General features: G+C 35.4%; 14 protein-coding genes and 1 riboswitch. All 14 genes read left to right on the top strand.

Going from position 1 to position 18,246, the window contains the following annotated elements:
- The first annotated feature begins 241 nt into the window (after positions 1-241).
- Positions 242-1,009 carry a 4-hydroxy-tetrahydrodipicolinate reductase gene (locus SUCMO_RS0107960; RefSeq protein WP_019880142.1) on the top strand — a complete coding sequence of 256 codons (768 nt, stop codon included), beginning with the start codon at positions 242-244 and terminating at the stop codon, positions 1,007-1,009.
- Positions 1,010-1,149: 140 nt separating this feature from the next.
- The gene (locus SUCMO_RS0107955; RefSeq protein WP_028953957.1) at positions 1,150-2,946 is read left to right on the top strand and encodes a heme NO-binding domain-containing protein; all 1,797 of its coding nucleotides are present in this window, start codon (positions 1,150-1,152) and stop codon (positions 2,944-2,946) included.
- Positions 2,947-3,130: 184 nt separating this feature from the next.
- The gene (locus SUCMO_RS0107950; RefSeq protein WP_019880140.1) at positions 3,131-3,919 is read left to right on the top strand and encodes a CoB--CoM heterodisulfide reductase iron-sulfur subunit B family protein; all 789 of its coding nucleotides are present in this window, start codon (positions 3,131-3,133) and stop codon (positions 3,917-3,919) included.
- Positions 3,920-3,928: 9 nt separating this feature from the next.
- On the top strand, positions 3,929-4,321 hold the full coding sequence (locus SUCMO_RS0107945; protein ID WP_019880139.1) for a 4Fe-4S dicluster domain-containing protein: 393 nt from the start codon (positions 3,929-3,931) through the stop codon (positions 4,319-4,321).
- Positions 4,322-4,348: 27 nt separating this feature from the next.
- A complete protein-coding gene (locus SUCMO_RS0107940) occupies positions 4,349-6,334 on the top strand; it encodes a CoB--CoM heterodisulfide reductase iron-sulfur subunit A family protein (RefSeq protein WP_019880138.1) in 1,986 nt (661 codons plus the stop codon).
- On the top strand, positions 6,325-6,777 hold the full coding sequence (locus tag SUCMO_RS0107935; RefSeq protein ID WP_019880137.1) for a hydrogenase iron-sulfur subunit: 453 nt from the start codon (positions 6,325-6,327) through the stop codon (positions 6,775-6,777). The genes SUCMO_RS0107940 and SUCMO_RS0107935 overlap by 10 nt, the downstream gene beginning before the upstream one ends.
- Positions 6,765-7,745 carry a 4Fe-4S dicluster domain-containing protein gene (locus SUCMO_RS0107930; protein WP_019880135.1) on the top strand — a complete coding sequence of 327 codons (981 nt, stop codon included), beginning with the start codon at positions 6,765-6,767 and terminating at the stop codon, positions 7,743-7,745. Before SUCMO_RS0107935 ends, SUCMO_RS0107930 begins: the two co-directional genes overlap by 13 nt.
- A 1-nt stretch (position 7,746) precedes the next feature.
- Positions 7,747-8,784, top strand: coding sequence for a 4Fe-4S dicluster domain-containing protein (locus SUCMO_RS0107925; protein WP_019880134.1), 1,038 nt, complete (start codon positions 7,747-7,749; stop codon positions 8,782-8,784).
- Positions 8,777-9,622, top strand: coding sequence for an FAD/NAD(P)-binding protein (locus SUCMO_RS0107920; protein ID WP_019880133.1), 846 nt, complete (start codon positions 8,777-8,779; stop codon positions 9,620-9,622). Before SUCMO_RS0107925 ends, SUCMO_RS0107920 begins: the two co-directional genes overlap by 8 nt.
- A 20-nt stretch (positions 9,623-9,642) precedes the next feature.
- A complete protein-coding gene (locus tag SUCMO_RS0107915) occupies positions 9,643-10,320 on the top strand; it encodes a 4Fe-4S dicluster domain-containing protein (protein WP_019880132.1) in 678 nt (225 codons plus the stop codon).
- A gap of 10 nt (positions 10,321-10,330) precedes the next feature.
- A complete protein-coding gene (locus SUCMO_RS0107910; RefSeq protein ID WP_019880130.1) occupies positions 10,331-11,935 on the top strand; it encodes an FAD-dependent oxidoreductase in 1,605 nt (534 codons plus the stop codon).
- 177 nt (positions 11,936-12,112) lie between these two features.
- Positions 12,113-12,196: riboswitch (cyclic di-GMP riboswitch) on the top strand.
- 84 nt (positions 12,197-12,280) lie between these two features.
- A complete protein-coding gene (locus tag SUCMO_RS11025) occupies positions 12,281-13,681 on the top strand; it encodes a hypothetical protein (protein WP_019880129.1) in 1,401 nt (466 codons plus the stop codon).
- A 20-nt stretch (positions 13,682-13,701) separates the two neighbouring features.
- Complete coding sequence (locus SUCMO_RS0107900; protein WP_019880128.1) at positions 13,702-16,338, top strand: polysaccharide deacetylase family protein; 2,637 nt, start codon at positions 13,702-13,704, stop codon at positions 16,336-16,338.
- Between the two features lie 74 nt (positions 16,339-16,412).
- Entirely contained in the window at positions 16,413-18,245 is a 1,833-nt protein-coding gene (locus tag SUCMO_RS0107895) for a glycosyltransferase (RefSeq protein ID WP_019880127.1), read from the top strand.
- Position 18,246: the final 1 nt, after the last annotated feature.

The raw sequence follows: 18,246 nt of genomic DNA, 5'->3' as shown, positions 1-18,246 counted from the left end.
ATTTTCTCTAATAATATCACAGATAAAATCATTTAGAAAGTTGCAATCTTAAAGTAATTAATTATTCAATAAAGATAAATTTAATTGGATTTTCAAAGCAACAAAAACTATACAAGTACTTGATTAATGTAGTATAATTGAAAAATAAACTACATTAAAGAGAGGTGAAGTTGTTACTTGTTTTACGACTTAATAATTAAAGAGTAATTATTAAGTTTCAATTTAAGTAGCGATATAGACAATGAAAAAAACAAGAGTAGGGATAGTTGGATTTGGTAAAACAGGTAAACTAGTTGTAAATGAATTTTTAAAAGAAGATAGCTTTGATGTTTGCTGGGTAATGAGAAAAGGTCAAGAAGAACGCTCAAAGTATGCTAGTAGACTTTTAGGACATGAATTTGATGCAGGTAAAATATATTCTTTTGCAGATGTAACAGAGGGGTTTTTTGCAGAACACCAAGTAGATGTAATTGTAGATTTTTCGGATTCACAAGGTTTACATATCTATAAAAAGGCAGCGGAAAATGGTACAGCTATAGTATCTGCAATCTCGCACTATGAACAATCAGAATTAGAACTCCTGCAAGAATATGCTAGGGTGGCACCAGTACTACACTCTCCGAATATAACGCTAGGGATCAACGTTTTAATGGTAGCCGCACAAATTTTGCAAAAAATATTGCCTCATGCTGACATTGAGATTGTAGAAGAACATTTCAAAGAAAAACCGGAAGTATCAGGAACAGCTAGAAAAATAGCGAAAGCTTTAGAATTAGATGCTAAAGAACATATTAACTCTATTAGAGTAGGGGGAATAATTGGCAGGCATGAAATAATTTTCGGTATGCCTAATCAAATAATTAGACTTTCACACGAAAGTATTAATCGTGCTGCTTTTGGACAAGGGGCTATTTTTGCGGTTAAATATTTATTGCAACAGGTTCCTGGAACTTATACTATGGAAACTATTATAGCGGAGATGTTTAGAAAAAATATTCCAGTATATTAGATATAGTTTTTTTACTATTGTATACCAGCTAAGCCTGTATTATAATTGTGTAAAAGCAAAAAAATAAGACCAATTGTCTAATTACAATAATATATCTAGGCAATTTTTAGGTTTTACACATTTTGATTGGGGTGAGCATTATAAAAGGGACAGTTGTGGCTACATGGATAGAAACTGCAAATAAAACTTGGGGTACAGAGTTAATTGGAAAAATTATGCAGGAGACTGGTTGGGCAAAAGACAGAATTATTATGCCAACAGAGGATATCAGCGATAGTGAAGTAAAAAAGTTTATCAGTTTATTGGCAAAAGCAGCAAATAAAACGGAAGATGAAGTTTGGTTGATAATTGGCAAAGATAATGTAAAAACTTTTTTTAAAGTTTATCCCGCTTTCTTTCAACAAGAAAATTTATATTCTTTTTTACGGTCTATGTATGATGTTCATGTGGTAGTAGTGCAACGCATTCCTGGATCAAAACCGCCGGAAATTTTAATTGAACCGATTTCAGAATATGAGGCTATTTTTAGTTATCGTTCTAAACGGGGGATGTTTGGTTATTTAAAAGGATTATTGGCAGGCGGAGCAGAACATTTTAAAGAAAAATTAGAAATGCAAGTTTTAGAAAGTTCTAATGAGCATATGAAAATTAAAATGAAGTTTGAAAAACCAATAACTAGTAATAAGACGTTTAGGTTAAATAAGTTGTTATCTTTCGGGGTAATTAACAGTTTGGCAGGAAAAATTGGTGTGGCTGTATTACTGGCAACTTTAGGTTTAAGTTTGCTTGCTAATGCTTTAGGTGCGAGTGTTCCTTATTGGTTTTCGCTAGTTGTAGGAGTTTTAGCAAGTGCTAGTGCCGCTATGTTATTAAAGCCATTGGCTGTTATTAAAGCAGAAATAGAAAATATTAGAGATAAAAAATATTTTTTAGAAACCAAGTTATATACAAATGATGAATATGAAGATATCATGAAGGGTTTGTCGGAATATAAAAAGCGACTTAAGCGTGAATTTGTAGGCTTTAAAGGAACGTCTGACGAAATGAATCGCTATGCGGATAATTTTAATTTTTTAGCAGAAAGAATGACCGATACCTCAAAAAGCATTTCTGGGGTTGTATATGACGTCGCAACTGCTGCTGGCAACCAAGCAGAGGAAACTACAGAAGCGGTAGCAATTTTAAGTGGGAACTTAGATACTTTGAAAAATGTAGTTCTAGAACAAAATCGTAATAAAATTCAATTAGAAGAGGCAATGCAAGAAATAAGTCGTGGATTTGGTGAGGTGCAGAATTCAGGTACGAAACTGGAACATAGTTTAAACAGCTTTGCAGAAGTGAAGAATTCAGCAGATAATTTACAGGCTCAAGCCAATAAAATTACAGAAATTACTGGGATGGTTTCAGCGATTGCTGGTCAAACTAATTTATTAGCTTTAAATGCGGCTATTGAAGCGGCTAGAGCTGGTGAACAGGGGCGCGGGTTTGCTGTAGTTGCTGAAGAAGTACGTAAATTAGCCGAACAATCCCAACAACACTCCGTAAGTATTACGACTGATTTAAAGGTCCTTATGGATATAATTGAAAATGTTGTAGAAAAAATTGATGAAGAATATGATGTCTTAGAAATTGAAAGTAAACAACTTAACGAAGTAGTAGAAAAGAATGTCAAGTATGTAGATAATGTGCAGAATGTTGCTGATAATATTGTTGATACAATTGAAAAATTAGAAAATGAAATGACTGGGTTAGGTCAAGTGTACGGTAAAATTGAATCACTGGCGGCAATTTCTGAAGAAAACTCTGCAGCAAGTGAAGAAGTAAGCGCAGCGGTACAAACATATAATGAAAAACTACAGGATATGATGGAAAAAATAGGTGAATTTAAAGTTGTAATTGGTCATTTCCGGGAGGATATTAATAAATATAGAACTTGATAGATAAAAAATCTTTGGACATAAATTTGTTCAAAGATTTTTTTTTCAAAAAAAATTTTTTGCCATTTCTAAATTGTTGTAATTATAGTAGAAAAATGAGATAATAAGAAAAAGGTATAATGTATACAATATGTAAAAATCTTAATTAACAAGGGGGAAGTCCAAGATTTTTGGGCGAAAGACGATGAATTACAACTATTATCCAGGTTGTACGCTAAGCACAAAAGCCAAACAGTTAGATTATTGGGCACGAGCAGCCGCTAAAAAACTAGGATTTAATCTAGTGGAGCAAGCACAATGGCAATGTTGTGGCGCAGTATATCCATTAGCAACTGATGAAATTGCAACTAGACTACCAGCAGTGCGCAGTTTAGCTTTAGCAAAAGAAAGTGATGGCAAATTGGTAACGCTGTGTTCAGCCTGTCACCATGTATTAAAACGAGTAAATGCTGATATGCAACAGAAAAATGATTTAAGTTTGAAAGTTAATAATTACTTACAATTACCACAACCATATCAAGGAGAAACCCAAGTAATACATTATTTAGAATTACTAAGAGATGTAGTGGGTTTTGAAAATTTACAAAAAACAGTGAAAAATCCACTAAGAAATAGAAAAATAGCGGCATATTATGGGTGTATGTTATTGCGGCCTCATAGCATTATGCAATTTGATAATCCTGAAAATCCTAAAATTTTAGAAGAGTTTATCAAAGCAATTGGCGCTGAACCGATAATTTATGATTATCGTAACGAGTGTTGTGGCGGCTATATAACTTTGGAAGATCGCGCTGTGGCGACAAGCATGGTAGATAAAGTAGTTGCTGCGGCAAAGCGTCAAGGGGCCTTAGAAATTATAAGTGCCTGTCCACTTTGCACTTATAATTTAGAAAATAATTGTTCCTTAGCAGATAAATTACCGGTAGCATATTTTACAGAATTATTAGCAGAAGCCTTAGGCCTTAAGGAGTAGGAGGTAAAAATGCATTTAACAGAAAAAGAACAGATGGAGAAAATATTGTTAATAAGTGGTGTTAAAGCGCAAAATTGTATTCAATGTGGCAAATGTTCGGCAACTTGTCCAGCTAGTGCAAAAATGGATATATTGCCGCACCAGTTTGTTAACTACGTAGTAAATGCGAAAATTGCTCAATTAGCTAAAGCAGAGACTTTGTGGCAGTGTGTATCTTGTTTTGCTTGTAGTGCCCGTTGCCCTAAAGGAATTGATCCAGCTAGATTAATTGAAGCAGTACGTTTAAGTGTTATTAGGCCACAAAATGGCAATCGGATAGATCTTAATGACTTGCTAGAAAAAATAGACGATAAGTTACCACAACAAGCCTTGGTAAGTTTATTGCGGAAATACAACAAATAGTTGGTTTAAGTTTGGGGAGGGATAAAATTGCTAAGAATAGGTGTATTCGTATGTTGGTGTGGTAGTAATATCGCGGCAACAGTAGATGTGAGCGCTGTAGCCACAGCTGTAAAACAGACTCCGGGAGTAGTTTATGCTTTAGATTATCAGTATATGTGTTCTGAAGGTGGTCAAGAGATTATGCGTAAAGCAATTCAAGAACAAGCACTGGACCGGGTGGTAGTTTGTTCTTGTTCGCCACGTATGCATGAAGCAACCTTTAGAAAAGCTGCTAAATTAGCGGGCCTAAATCCTTATTTAGTAGAAATTGCTAATATTCGAGAACATTGTTCTTGGATACATAAAGATAAAAAATTAGCTACAGAAAAAGCAATAGCTTTGGCTCAAGCGGCTATTGCTAAAGCGAAGTTAAATAGTCCTTTGACTGCTAATTCCAGTTTAGTTACTAAACGAGCACTGGTAATTGGGGGTGGAATTGCTGGTTTGCAGACTGCACTAGATATAGCTGAAGCTGGATATCAAGTAGATATAGTCGAGAAATCACCAACAATTGGTGGAAAGATGGCGCAGTTGGATAAAACTTTTCCAACGTTAGATTGTTCTGCCTGTATTTTAACGCCTAAAATGGTGGAAGCGGCAAGTCATGAAAATATTAATATTTATACTTATAGTGAAGTTGCCAAGGTCAGTGGATTTGTTGGCGATTTTACAGTTGATATTCGCAAAAAGGCCCGGAGTGTATCTATAGATCGCTGTAGTGGTTGTGGAATTTGTACTGAAAAATGCCCAGCACGTAAGGCAGATAGTGAATTTAATGAAGGGTTAGCTAAGCGTGGCGCAATTTACATACCTTTTGCACAAGCGATACCCAATGTCCCGGTAATTGACCGCGAACAATGTTTAAAGTTTCTTAATGGCAAGTGTGGAATTTGCGAAAAAGTTTGTCCAGCAGGAGCAATCGAATATCAGCAACAAGATGAAATTATTACGACGAAATATGGCGCGATTGTTTTGGCCACAGGATTTTCGCCGATAAGTTTAGAAAACTTTGAAGAATTAGGTTATGCCAGTAATCCAGATGTGATAACCTCTTTAGAGTTTGAACGTTTAACTAATGCGGCCGGACCAACGAAAGGACAATTAATCAGGTTATCTAATGGTAAAAAACCCAAGTCGATAGTATTTGTATCTTGCGTTGGTTCGCGAGATACAACAGAACGCGGTAAAAGCTATTGTTCCAAAATTTGCTGCATGTATACAGCTAAACATGCAATGTTGGTTAAAGAAAAATATCCAGATATTAAGGTAACTGTTTTTTATATTGATGTGCGGACACCAGGGAAAAATTTTGATGAATTTTATCGGCGAGCCGTGGAAGAATATGGAGTTAAGTATATAAAAGGGATGGTCGGGAAAATTGTAAATAGCGGTGAGCAATTACAAGTTCAGGCAGTTAGTGTTAATAATTCCGAAAAACTAGAATTAGCGGCAGACTTAGTGGTTTTAGCAACCGCAATTGAAGCTGATAAAACTGCTAAAAGCTTAGCTACTTTATTTACAGCTAGCATTGATACGAATAATTTTTTTACAGAAGCTCATCCGAAACTAAAACCAGTAGAAAGTCCCACAGCTGGAATATTTTTATCAGGAGCCTGCCAAGGTCCGAAGGATATCCCCGAGACGGTAGCACAAGCTGGGGCGGCGGCAGCTAAAGTAATTGGTTTGCTAGCTAAAGACCAATTGTTAGCTAACCCTTGTGTGGCTAATTGTAATGAAGATTTTTGTAGTGGTTGCTTAGCTTGTGAAAAAGTATGTCCTTATGGGGCGATATCTTCTAGTTACAAGGTTGTTAGTCTTCATGGTATCAAAGAGCGCCGCTTATTAGCAAAGGTAAATGAAACTTTATGCCAAGGCTGTGGTGCCTGTACAGTTGCTTGCCCTTCTGGGGCAATGGATTTAAGAGGTTTTAGCAATCGGCAGATCATGGCGGAGGTGGATGCAATATGTCAATAGATGCAAATCAAGAAAATATTAAATTTGAGCCGCTAATTGTTGCTTTTTGCTGTAATTGGTGTAGCTATGCTGGGGCAGATTTAGCCGGCACAAGTCGCTTAGCATATCCAGCTAATATAAAAATAATTAAGGTACCCTGTTCGTGCCGCGTTAGTCCTAACTTTGTGTTGCGCGCTTTTCAAAAAGGTGCCGATGGGGTCATTATTGCTGGCTGTCATCCGGGCGATTGCCATTATAGTACAGGAAATTATTATACGCGAAGACGCTTGAAAGTTTTAATGAGTTTATTAGAGTTTTTTGGTGTAGAGCAAGAAAGATTACGCTTGGATTGGGTTTCGGCCGCAGAAGGTAATAAATTTGCTAATGTAATGAATGATTTTGCAAATACAATTAGAACTTTAGGAAAAAATGTAAAGTTGAGGGATTTGCGATGCAACAAATAGAAAAACTAATGTTGGAGCGAGCAGAAAAATTATTAGCAAGCAAGCAAGTACAAGCTGTATTAGGTTGGGCCAGGGGCGATTTTTATCATGATTGCTCACCAGCTTATTTTAAAAAATCTGAGCAACTGACTAATTTTGTATATAATAATTTTTGTGGCAGCAATTTAAGTAAATATTTAATTGCTAATAGTAAAAAAGATGAAAAAATAGCTGTATTTCTAAAAGTGTGCGATAGTTATTCTTTCAATCAGCTACTCAAAGAAAATAGAATAATTAAAGAAAAGGTACTCACAATTGCTATTCCTTGTTGTGGAATGCTAGATATTAATAAACTTAAACAAGCCAATATTCGGGGATTAAAAGCTGTTAAAAATAATCAAGAAGAAATTGTGATTACAACTACTAGTGGTGAACATACAGTTTATAAAGCAGAAATTTTATTGGATAAATGCTTAGTTTGCAAGGGTAAAACGCATCGTAGCACAGATGAAGCGATAGGAGCAGATATAGAAAGTTATTTGCCAGAGATTGATAAGTATGCAAAACTACAGGAATTAGAGCGGCTAACTACTCAGGAAAGATTTGAATTTTGGCAAGCTGAATTTAGCAAATGTATTCGTTGCAATGCGTGCAGGGATATTTGTCCAGCCTGTAGTTGTGAAAAATGCGTTTTTGATAATCCTAACTCGGAAATGGCTAGCAAAGCCAATTGTGATGCTAGTGAAGAACAATTGTATCATTTAGTGCGAGCCTTTCATGTAGCTGGTCGATGTACTGATTGTGGTGAGTGTAGCAGGGTTTGTCCACAAGGTATTCCGTTACATTTAATTAATCGCAAAATTATTAAGGACTTAAATGAATTTTTTGGTGAATATCAAGCGGGTGAAGATTTAAATAGCAAATCTCCCTTGTTAGACTTTAGCTTAGAAGATAGTGAGGCAATTTTACCAAGGAAGGAGAACAGATAACATGCTTAAAATTCAAATGAGTGAATTGCCAGCAATGTTAGAATTTCTGGCTCAAACTAATAGTCTCTACTTGCCTGTGAAAAAAAATAATCAGACTGATTTTGCGCTCTGGCAAGCGCAAGCAAACCTAGATTTAAAGACGACAATAACGGCTAAATCTTTAAAAGATATATTTTTTCCCCAGGTGGAAAATTTGCTGGCCTTCAAAACCACTGGCAAAACTTTGGCAATTGAGCCGCAAAAATTGCAAACAGAGCAGGTAATAGGTTTTGGCGTGCGTGCTTGTGATTTACAGAGTTTTAATTTATTAGATAAAGTGTTTTTAAGTGAACCAATTGATGAATTTTATCGAGCGCGGCGAGAAAACTGCTTGTTGATAGCTGTAGCTTGTACTGCGCCTGAGGAAACTTGCTTTTGTCAGAGTTTTGCTATCGACCCGCTAGAACCACAGGCAGATGTTGCGACTTGGCTAATTGATGAAACTTTATACTGGCGAGCACAGACCAGTAAAGGGGAACTCCTTACCAATAAATTAGCAGAATTTTTAGAGCAAGTTACGGAAGCTGAGTTAACCAGTTTAACAATTGCCAAACAAGCGGTGCGCGATAAATTTTGTGAACTACCTCTAAATAAAATAAATTTTAGCCAGCAACTAGCTGGATTGGATTTTGAACAAATTTTTGAGTCGGAAATTTGGGCTCAATTAAGTGCGACTTGTATCGGTTGTGGCACGTGTACTTATATTTGTCCAACCTGTCATTGTTATGATATTAAAGATGCAGTAACTAAGTCAGGGATAGAACGCTTTAGATGTTGGGATTCTTGTATGTATTCAGATTTTACGAATATGGCTCATGGTAATCCTCGCGCTTCTAAAAAAGAACGTTTTAGACAACGCTTTATGCATAAATTAGTATATTTTCCAGATAATCAAAAAGCTTTTGCTTGTGTGGGCTGTGGGCGGTGTTTGCAAAAATGTCCAGCATGTATGAATATTATTAAAGTTGTCAAAGCTTTGGAGGTTGGAAAAAATGTGTAATTGTGGAGAACAAAAAAAAGATTCGCTCATCCCTCAAGTAGCTGTAATAACGGATATGCGTAAAGATACCAGTGATATTACTACTTTTCGGGTAGAAGCTTTAGGGGGAGGCAGATGTTTTGATTTTAAACCTGGACAGTGTGCGATGTTATCAGTGCCAGGTCAAGGAGAAGCAATTTTTTCTATTACATCAGCGCCAACTAATCAGCAATATATGGAATTTAGTATTAAAAAGTGCGGTACAGTCACTGATTGTTTGCATGCTATGGAAATCGGACAGCAAATAGCTATTCGTGGACCTTATGGTAATAGTTTCCCGGTAGATACAGAACTAAAAAACAAAGAGCTGGTTTTTATTGCCGGCGGTATTGGGGTAGCGCCGCTGCGCTCCGTGATTAATTATGTGTTTGCTAAACGCGAAGCTTACAAAGCGGTTGATATAATTTATGGAGCGCGAAGTAGCCAAGATTTTGTGCATTATCAAGAAATAGTAGATGTTTGGGCTAAACAGAAAGATACCAGTGTAAATTTAACAGTTGATAAAGCCGAAGTAGCATGGACAGGTCATGTAGGTTTTATTCCTGATTATATTGAGCAATTGCAAATTAGTGCCACGAAGACTGTAATAGTATGTGGACCACCGATTATGATTAAGCTAACTTTAGCAAAACTGCAAGCACTAGGTATGGACAAATCACAAATTTATACAACTTTAGAGTTGAAAATGAAATGTGGTATTGGTAAATGTGGTCGCTGCAATATCGGCAGTAAGTACGTATGTAAAGATGGGCCAGTATTTAGGTGTGATGAATTAGAAGAACTACCAGATGAATATTAAAATAAAAGGTGGTAAAGCTTATGCAAAATGAAATGGTGGAAATATTTTTATTGGGCAAAAAATATTCTGTGCCAGCTAGTTTAACAATAATGGATGCCTTTGAATATGTCGGTTATGAGTTAATTAGAGGTTGTGGCTGTCGTTCGGGATTTTGTGGGGCGTGTGCGGCGATTTATCGGATAAAAGGCAAGCACGAGCTGAAAGTTTGTTTGTCCTGTCAAACAAAGGTTGAAGCTGGGATGGTTGTAGGATATTTGCAATCTTTTCCAATCAATAAAAAAACTTTTTCGCTAGAAGAGTTGAGACCTACAGAAAATATTATGGCCCAACTTTATCCTGAAATTTATGCTTGTATCGGTTGCAATGCTTGTACGAAGGGGTGCCCACAAGGACTAGATGTTATGCAGTATATTGCCTATGCACAACGAGGTGACTTTGAAAAATGTGCGCATGCCTCTTTTGACTGTGTAGGTTGTAATATCTGTGCGTCTAAATGTCCGGCACAAATTAGTCACTCGCAAGTGGGGTTATTAGCAAGACGGTTAACCGGAAAATATATTTTGCCAGTAAGTGAACATTTAGAAAATCGTGTGCAAGAAGTTGAACAAGGTGAGCATGAACGGTTATTAGAGCAGTTGATGCAAAAACCTTTAGCAGAAATAAAAGAACTTTATAATAATCGGGAAATCGAAAGTTAGGAGGTAGAATATGTTTACAGAATCAATGTTAGCTTCTATGAAAAATGTTGAGGCAACTAGAGTTGCAAGATTGAATTGTCAACTAGAGCGTATGAGTGCAAAAGAGAAAGAAGAACTATTGCAAGAGTATCATCCTGATTATCGTGAAAGTGGCTTTAAAACCTTAGAAGTAGGTGTAAATAAAGGCGATAAAGTTCCTGTTGAGTTGGCAGAGTTATTGCAAGCGCCAAGTAGAATTAGCAGTGAACAATTAAATCTGTTAGATTTAGATTATGATGTGGAAGTTCTAGTAATAGGTGGTGGTGGTGCCGGTACCGCCGCGGCAATTGAAGCCCAAAGAGCTGGGGCCAATGTTTTATTAGTTACGAAGTTACGCTTAGGTGATGCCAATACAATTATGGCTGAGGGGGGGATTCAAGCCGCAGACAAGCCCAATGACTCGCCAATGATTCATTACTTAGACGCTTTAGGTGGCGGTCATTATTCCAATAAACCGGAGTTGTTAAAACGTTTAGTAAATGATGGACCTTTAGCGATAAAGTGGCTAAATGATCTAGGCGTAATGTTTGATAAAAATGACCAAGGCGTAATGGTAACAACACATGGTGGTGGTACTTCGCGCAAACGAATGCATGCGGCGGCTGATTATACCGGTGCGGAAATAATGCGGGTATTGAAAGATGAAGTGTTAAATAGCAATATTAGCACGGTGGATTTTGCTCCGGCGGTAGAACTAATTTTAGATGAAGCAGGAAAAGCTGCAGGTGCAGTGCTAATGAACTTAGAAACAAGAGAGTACTTAGTAGTGCGTGCTAAAACAGTAATTATAGCCACTGGGGGTGCTGGTAGACTGCATTATCAAGGTTTTCCTACTTCCAATCACTATGGTGCTACGGCAGACGGCTTGGTATTAGGTTATCGAGTAGGTGCGGAATTGATCTATGCAGATGCAATTCAATATCATCCTACAGGCGTTGCCTATCCAGCGCAAATATTTGGGGCTCTAGTTACCGAAAAAGTTCGCTCTTTAGGGGCGATGCTTGTAAATTCTCAAGGTGAGGCATTTATGCATCCTCTAGAAACACGTGATGTAGCTGCCGCGGCAATTATTCGGGAATGTAGCACGAGAGGCAAAGGTGTAGCTGCTTTAGAGGGAAATGCGGTATGGTTGGATACGCCAATGATAGAGATTTTGCAAGTAGCAGGAACAATAGAAAAAAGATTACCGGGAATGCTCAGAATGTATGCTAAATTTGGAATTGATTTGCGCAAGCAACCCATATTGGTATATCCGACCTTGCACTATCAAAATGGGGGCTTGCTGATAGATGCCCAGGGGCAAACAAAAATAGAAAATTTGTTTGTGGCTGGTGAAGCTGTCGGCGGTATCCATGGTAAAAATCGTTTAATGGGCAACTCGCTATTAGATATTATTGTTTTTGGCAGACTGGCTGGCAAAAATGCGGCGCAAAAAAGCAAAACAGTACAGTTAGGAAATCTGACTTTAAAACATATTGATAGTTTTGCCAATGAGTTGAAAAATGCTAATATTTTAAGTGGAAAACCTTCCCCAGTATTATTGCCTAAGTATACACACGGTAGAAAAAGCCGCTAAAAAAAGGACTGCTCCTACCTTTTATTTTTGGGTAGAGCAGTCATTTTTGATTTATCAAAATAATAAAATTTTTGTACTTGCTAATTGTAGATAATTTTTGTATCATTAGTATATAAATATACTTAATGAGAATAAAAATATAGCGGGTTTTTAGAAAACTAGTTAAACTACTCAGTTCAATCTAAAACGCAAACTTATTGAAAAATAAGGACGCAAAGCCGTGGGTCTAAAGATTTTATCTATGACTGCCTGGTTGCATAAGAAATAATATATACAATTATTTTTTATATGACCAGGTTTTTTTATACACTTTTATAAACTTTATCCCAAGAGGAGGTATTTGCAATGAAACAAGGAGTTTCAGTTGCCGCATTTATTACAGTATTATTGGAGATTATGGTTATTTTTCAGCCACCGACAACCTATGCTTATGATAATTCTTTATTGAAATATCAACAAGAAATTCGACAAAAAAGCGAAGACAGTACTGCACCAATTGCGCTTGATGAAAAAGAAACTTTTAAAATGGAGAGTACAAAATTAAAAGAGCAAGTCCAAAACTTACCAACAGATAATATTGAAAAATTTAAAGGAGAACTGGATAAAGCAATTGTAAGTTTGATTTCTAAAAGTTTACCCTTATTGCCAGGAGCAGAAAAAGAAGATGTCAATTATAAAATGACAGAATTTAGAAATAAGATAAATAATGATAAAGATTTATTGCCAGAAGCTGCAAAAAAAAGCTTTATATATGAAACGGAACAAATTCAAAATTTGATTTTGGGAACGCAAAACAAAGCAATTATTAAAAGTAGTGTCAAAACAGAGAATAAAGATATTGACTTAGAAACGTATAATAAGTTACTGCAAGAGTTGAACAATATTGGCAAAGTCAATAATAGTGGTCAGAATAAGTTTAATGTTGGTGGTGAAATAAGGTTTCATTCTAGTGGCAACAGAGGAATAGGCAGACTAAATGATGACCAAGCTGGGTTAAGAACACGTATTGGTATTGATGCCTATCTTGCCAAAGATTGGCGGGCTTATGGTATGTTTGAATTAAAAACTGATATTCACGATTACGATGATGTTGAAGAGTTTAATCGGTTCTATGTTAAGGGTAAATTAGGTAAAACAGGAGTAACAGCTGGAGCTTTTGGTTATTTAATGGCCGAGGGCAATGTATATGATAGTCGTTTTGATGGATTGAAGTTTGAGTTTGGCCAGCAGGTTAAATATGCTTTGGCTTATGGTGAAACTAATTCTAGTAAAGATACTTTTGTAAGTACGGCAAAATATTCAGATTTAGATTATGATTTAGAACTAGGGATATATTCTTATCGAGCAGAGGAAACAGATAGAAAAAATACGATTACCAGTTTAGGGTATAATTATTATTTTAGTAATTTTAGTGTGGGAGCAATGTATTTAAAAAGTAATTGGCAAGATGTTCGTGGTGATGATGATGGTTATGTTTTGGGGATTAAGTATGGTGATTTAAAAACTTTTCGTCCCAAAACTTACGATATTTTTGCTAAATATTATAATCAGGCACAAGGCACATATATTGCGCATGGTATGAATGGTATTGGTACAAGAATGCAAGGGTTCAAAGGGTACGCAGTGGGGACACATTATACTTTAGTAGAAAATGTTGTTCTAGGATTGGAGTATTTTAATTTAGAAGATAAAGTTACTGGGTTGCGAGGAAAAACTTTGTGGGGTAGTGTAACATATTACTTTTAATAAATAAGTAGGTGAAAAACATGCAAGAAAAAAATAAAAAATGGGTTATTGCAATTTTCATAGTCTGTGTAATTGCTTTGATTGGTTTTTTTACGAAGGACTTTTTTACGACAAAAACTGCGGGCGATTCAAATAATATAAATGATCTTCAAAGTGCTTATTCGATAGAAATAGAACAAAAGCAAATTTTGGAAAAGCTTAAAACTAATGTTAGTAAGGCCGAGATTTTTACAACACAAGATAATAAAGAACGTCAAGTGATAATTACCTTTGATGGTTTGACGGATAGCACAACTATCCAGAGAATTTTAGACATATTAAAAAAACACGAAGCAAAGGCTACATTTTTTGTAGATGGAATGCAAAGTGCTGAAAATCCTAGTATTTTGGTAAACATAAAAAATAGTGGTCAAAAAATTGAAAACTATACACTTTTTGGCAGAAGAGCAATGGAGAAACTAACTCAAGAAGAGTTAGTAAAGGATTTTGCAAAGACACAAAAAATAATTAGTGTAAATACTGATAAAACAGCTACTTTTTTGAAATGCAATGACACAATTTATACAGACGAAATATTAAAGGTCGCTAAAGCATGTGGCTTAAATAGTGCTGTAAAAAGCGATGTGTATTTAAATGTCAAACAGCTTAATTCTCCGTCTGGGGCTGATAATTTTGTTAAAACGATAAAGCCAGGAAGTGTCATATCATTAAAACTAAAATTGACAGAGGAAATAGTAAAAAAAGAGCCAGTTAAAACAGAGGCTATGCCGGCTATAGACAAACAGCCGGGATTAAAGCAAATTATAAAGGAAGACGTAGTTTTAGATAAAGCAACGAGTGATGCAGTTGAAAAATTATTAATAGCTTTGAAAAAAGCTAATTATAAAACCGCATATTTGAGCGAAATACCACAAAAAGTCGCAAATAGACAGGTAAAGGCAACTAATATTGAAAGAAACTTTTTGTTCAAAGAACAACTAGATAGAGTGATTGTTTTTTTACAAAATACAATTACTAGCTTAATAAATACTAAAAAGGCATATGCTGGGGAACTAAAACAAGAAGAACTAAAGAATATTTTAACGGTTGAACCAGCATTGGCTTTTACTTTTGGAGAAATTAGTGATGCTAGTAGTTTAGAAATTGTTTTGAATAAATTACAAACATTAGATATTAAAGCTACTTTTTTTGTTACAGAAGTAGAAATGTTAAGGCAACCGGAAAATGTTAAAAGAATAATTAGAGCAGGGCATGAAATTGGTTTAGCTATTAGACCGAAAGATGACGCAAGTGTAGAGCAAGTGCAAGAAATTATAATTAGAACTAAAAAAATGTTAAAAGATAAGTTTGCTTTGGAAACAAACTTAATTAAGCAACCATGGGGGAAGATTTCGGAGAACACAAAAATAGCAATAGCTAGATTGAATTGTAGAATAATTGGACAATCTTTAAATTTAATGCAAATTAAACATCAAAATTATAAGCGGGCAGATGATATTATTGCAGAAGTGTTCAAACCTTCGATGCTGGCTCTTGCCAAGGGAGATATTTTATATTTTCGGATAAATTTTTATAATGAAAAAAATATTATTCCAGATTTAGTAGAAAAAATAAAAATATTAAAAGTAGATAATATAGCTTATAATTATTCTTTTGATAATCCTAAGATAAATAAATTTAATAATTCAAGCTATAAATTAAAAACGGTAGGCTCAATTTTGGCGAACAAGCAGGCGCAATATAGCTTTCCAGTAGAAATTACTAAAGTGCCAGAAAATTTGCGTTCTGATTCCAATAACTTAGTAATTGAAAAAGAAGATTTTCTAGCAGAAGTGAGTAAACGTTATATTGGAAATCGCGATATAACCCCAGATGATCGAATGTTAGGTTTTTCGAAGATGGATGCGAGACGTTTTGATACCACTGGCTATGTAAATACTCAGGAAAATGTAATTTTTTTAACATTTGATGATTGGGGTACAGACGCCTCGATAAATAAATTATTGTATGTACTAAGAAAGCACAAAGTTAAAGCGACATTTTTTGTTTTAACAAATAATGTCTTATTTAATCCAAACTTATTACGTAGTATTGCAATAGAAGGTCACGATATTGCCAGTCATTCAGACAAACACAAAGCAATGGTTGTACGGGATCCACTTACAAAAAAACAAGTGCGAACCTCAACTAAAGAAGAATATTTAAAAGACTACACAGATGCCTACATAAAATTAAGGTCTTTGACTGGAGACATAGTTATAGATGGTAAACCTGTATTAACAAGATTTTTTAGACCACCAACTTTAGCAATCAGCCGCATTGGTTTTGAGGCTTTATTTGAAACTAGCTATACTAATGTTATTTGTGGTTCTGGGAATATGTATGACTATAAGGCCGAAAATGCAGGTCAATTGGTAAATAGATTTAAGGAAGTAATCTATACTCCGGAAGGTAACATCCAAAAAGGAGCTGTTCTTATTTTCCATATGTCAGATGTATGCGCTTATACAGCAGCAGCACTTGATATATTGTTAACTGCTAATGAAGGAAAGGCAGCAAACGATCGGACTAAGTTTAAAGTAGGTAAATTATCAGATTACTTGAATGATAATTATGTACCGGTCGATATTAAAAAATCAATTCCGGTGAACAGATGATGAGTAAACTAAAAAATTAAAAGCTGCTTATAAAGTAATTTATAAGCAAGTCTTGTGAATGGCAGGTTTATTTTATGGATAAATTACTACAAGAACAATTAAAAAACAACGAAGATATTTTGGTGGTATCTAAAAAAGATCGACGGGTTTTGTCAAGAGTGCCAGATAAAGCTGGATACCGTAAAAATTTCGATCGGCGATTAATAAAGGTTCCTGGGAAAAGCGCTGAAGAAACATTTGAAGAAATGATTGGTAAAGAAAATTTGGGGCGACGCTATTTAGTTAATTATCCAGTTAAGGTGGAGTATTATCTTGTTGGTAATAAGCATCTAGACATAACCAGAGCTATAGATATATCTACTACAGGAATATTATTGGAAACTAGTGAGGAATTAGCTGCCGCACTAGATATAGCTACTGATATTAATTTGAAATTTGAAATAACCCCAGGAAGTATGCCAGAAGGTTATGAAATGCAAGTTGATATTTTAGCAAAAGTTATAAGAAGTGCTAAAAGTGAAGATGGGAAAACTTTAGTAGGTTTGGAGTTTACGCAGTCCTTGGCTCAGTACGCTAATAAAAAGAAAAATAGATATTTATTAGGGGTAGCGGCCTTGGCATTGTTCATTGCTACCTTGTGTATTATGTTAATGCGTGCCGAAAGTGTGCTTTATTTCAAATTTAATAAAACTTTGTACACATATAGCATAATTGCAGCAACATTTTTACTTACAAGATATTTGTTTGCTGTGTTTTATCGACCAGTACCAATTGACAAAGAATTTACACCAGGAGTAAGCATCATAATTCCTTGTTTTAACGAAGTGGATTGGATTGAAAGAACCATTGTTAGCTGTATAAATCAAGACTATCCCTTGGAAAAACTTGAAGTTATCGTGGTAGATGACTGCTCAATAGATGGCTCTTATGAAAAGATAAGCGCAGTAATCGAAGAGCTGAAGGAACGAGAGAAACTTTATGATATTGAAAATCGCGTTAGTTATATCAGACAAGAACAAAATGCTGGTAAAAGAGAAGCCATGGGACGGGGCGCTTTATTGGCTAAGCATGATTTATTAGTTTTTGTGGATTCTGATAGTTTTCTAGATCCTTATGCGATAAGAAATATAGTTCAACCATTTAAAGATGCAGATATGGGTGGAGTATCTGGTAGAACAGATGTAGCCAATACCTATACGAATGCTTTAACTAAAATGCAGGCAGTTCGCTATTATATTTCTTTTAGAATAATGAAAGCGGCAGAGAGTTATTTTGATGCTGTTACTTGTCTTTCAGGTCCACTAGCTTGTTATAGAAAAGATTTGGTTCTTAAATACCTTGATCCTTGGCTAGAACAGAAATTTTTTGGCGAACGAGCAACTTTTGGCGATGATCGAAGTATGACGAATTTTATTTTGCGTGAACATCGCACAACTTACCAAGACACAGCAATTTGTAGTACTATTGTTCCCAACACCTATTCTGTTTTTTTAAAGCAACAAATGCGCTGGAAACGTTCTTGGTTGCGAGAATCTTTGATTGCTGCTTCTTTTATGTGGAAAAAAGAGCCGTTTATGGCTTTGTCCTTCTATATGGGGGTGTTGGTACCAATATTTGCACCTTTTATTGTTCTGTATAATTTAATTTACATACCGCTCATGCATAGAGTTTTTCCAGTTACTTTTGTTACAGGAATTTTTTTGATGGCTTTATTAATGAGTATGGCTCAATTACTGTTGAAAAAAAGCACAACTTGGGTTTATGGATTATGGTTTGTTGCTTATTACGAAGCTGTTTTGCTGTGGCAAATGCCAATTGCTTGGTTTACTTTTTGGAAAAACACTTGGGGTACACGCTTAACACCTGCGGATATTGAAGCCAGCATGAAAAAAAAACGCGGAAAGTAAA

This window comes from Succinispira mobilis DSM 6222 (assembly GCF_000384135.1).
GTDB lineage: Bacteria > Bacillota > Negativicutes > Acidaminococcales > Succinispiraceae > Succinispira > Succinispira mobilis.
This window is presented reverse-complemented; position numbering and strand designations above follow the sequence as displayed.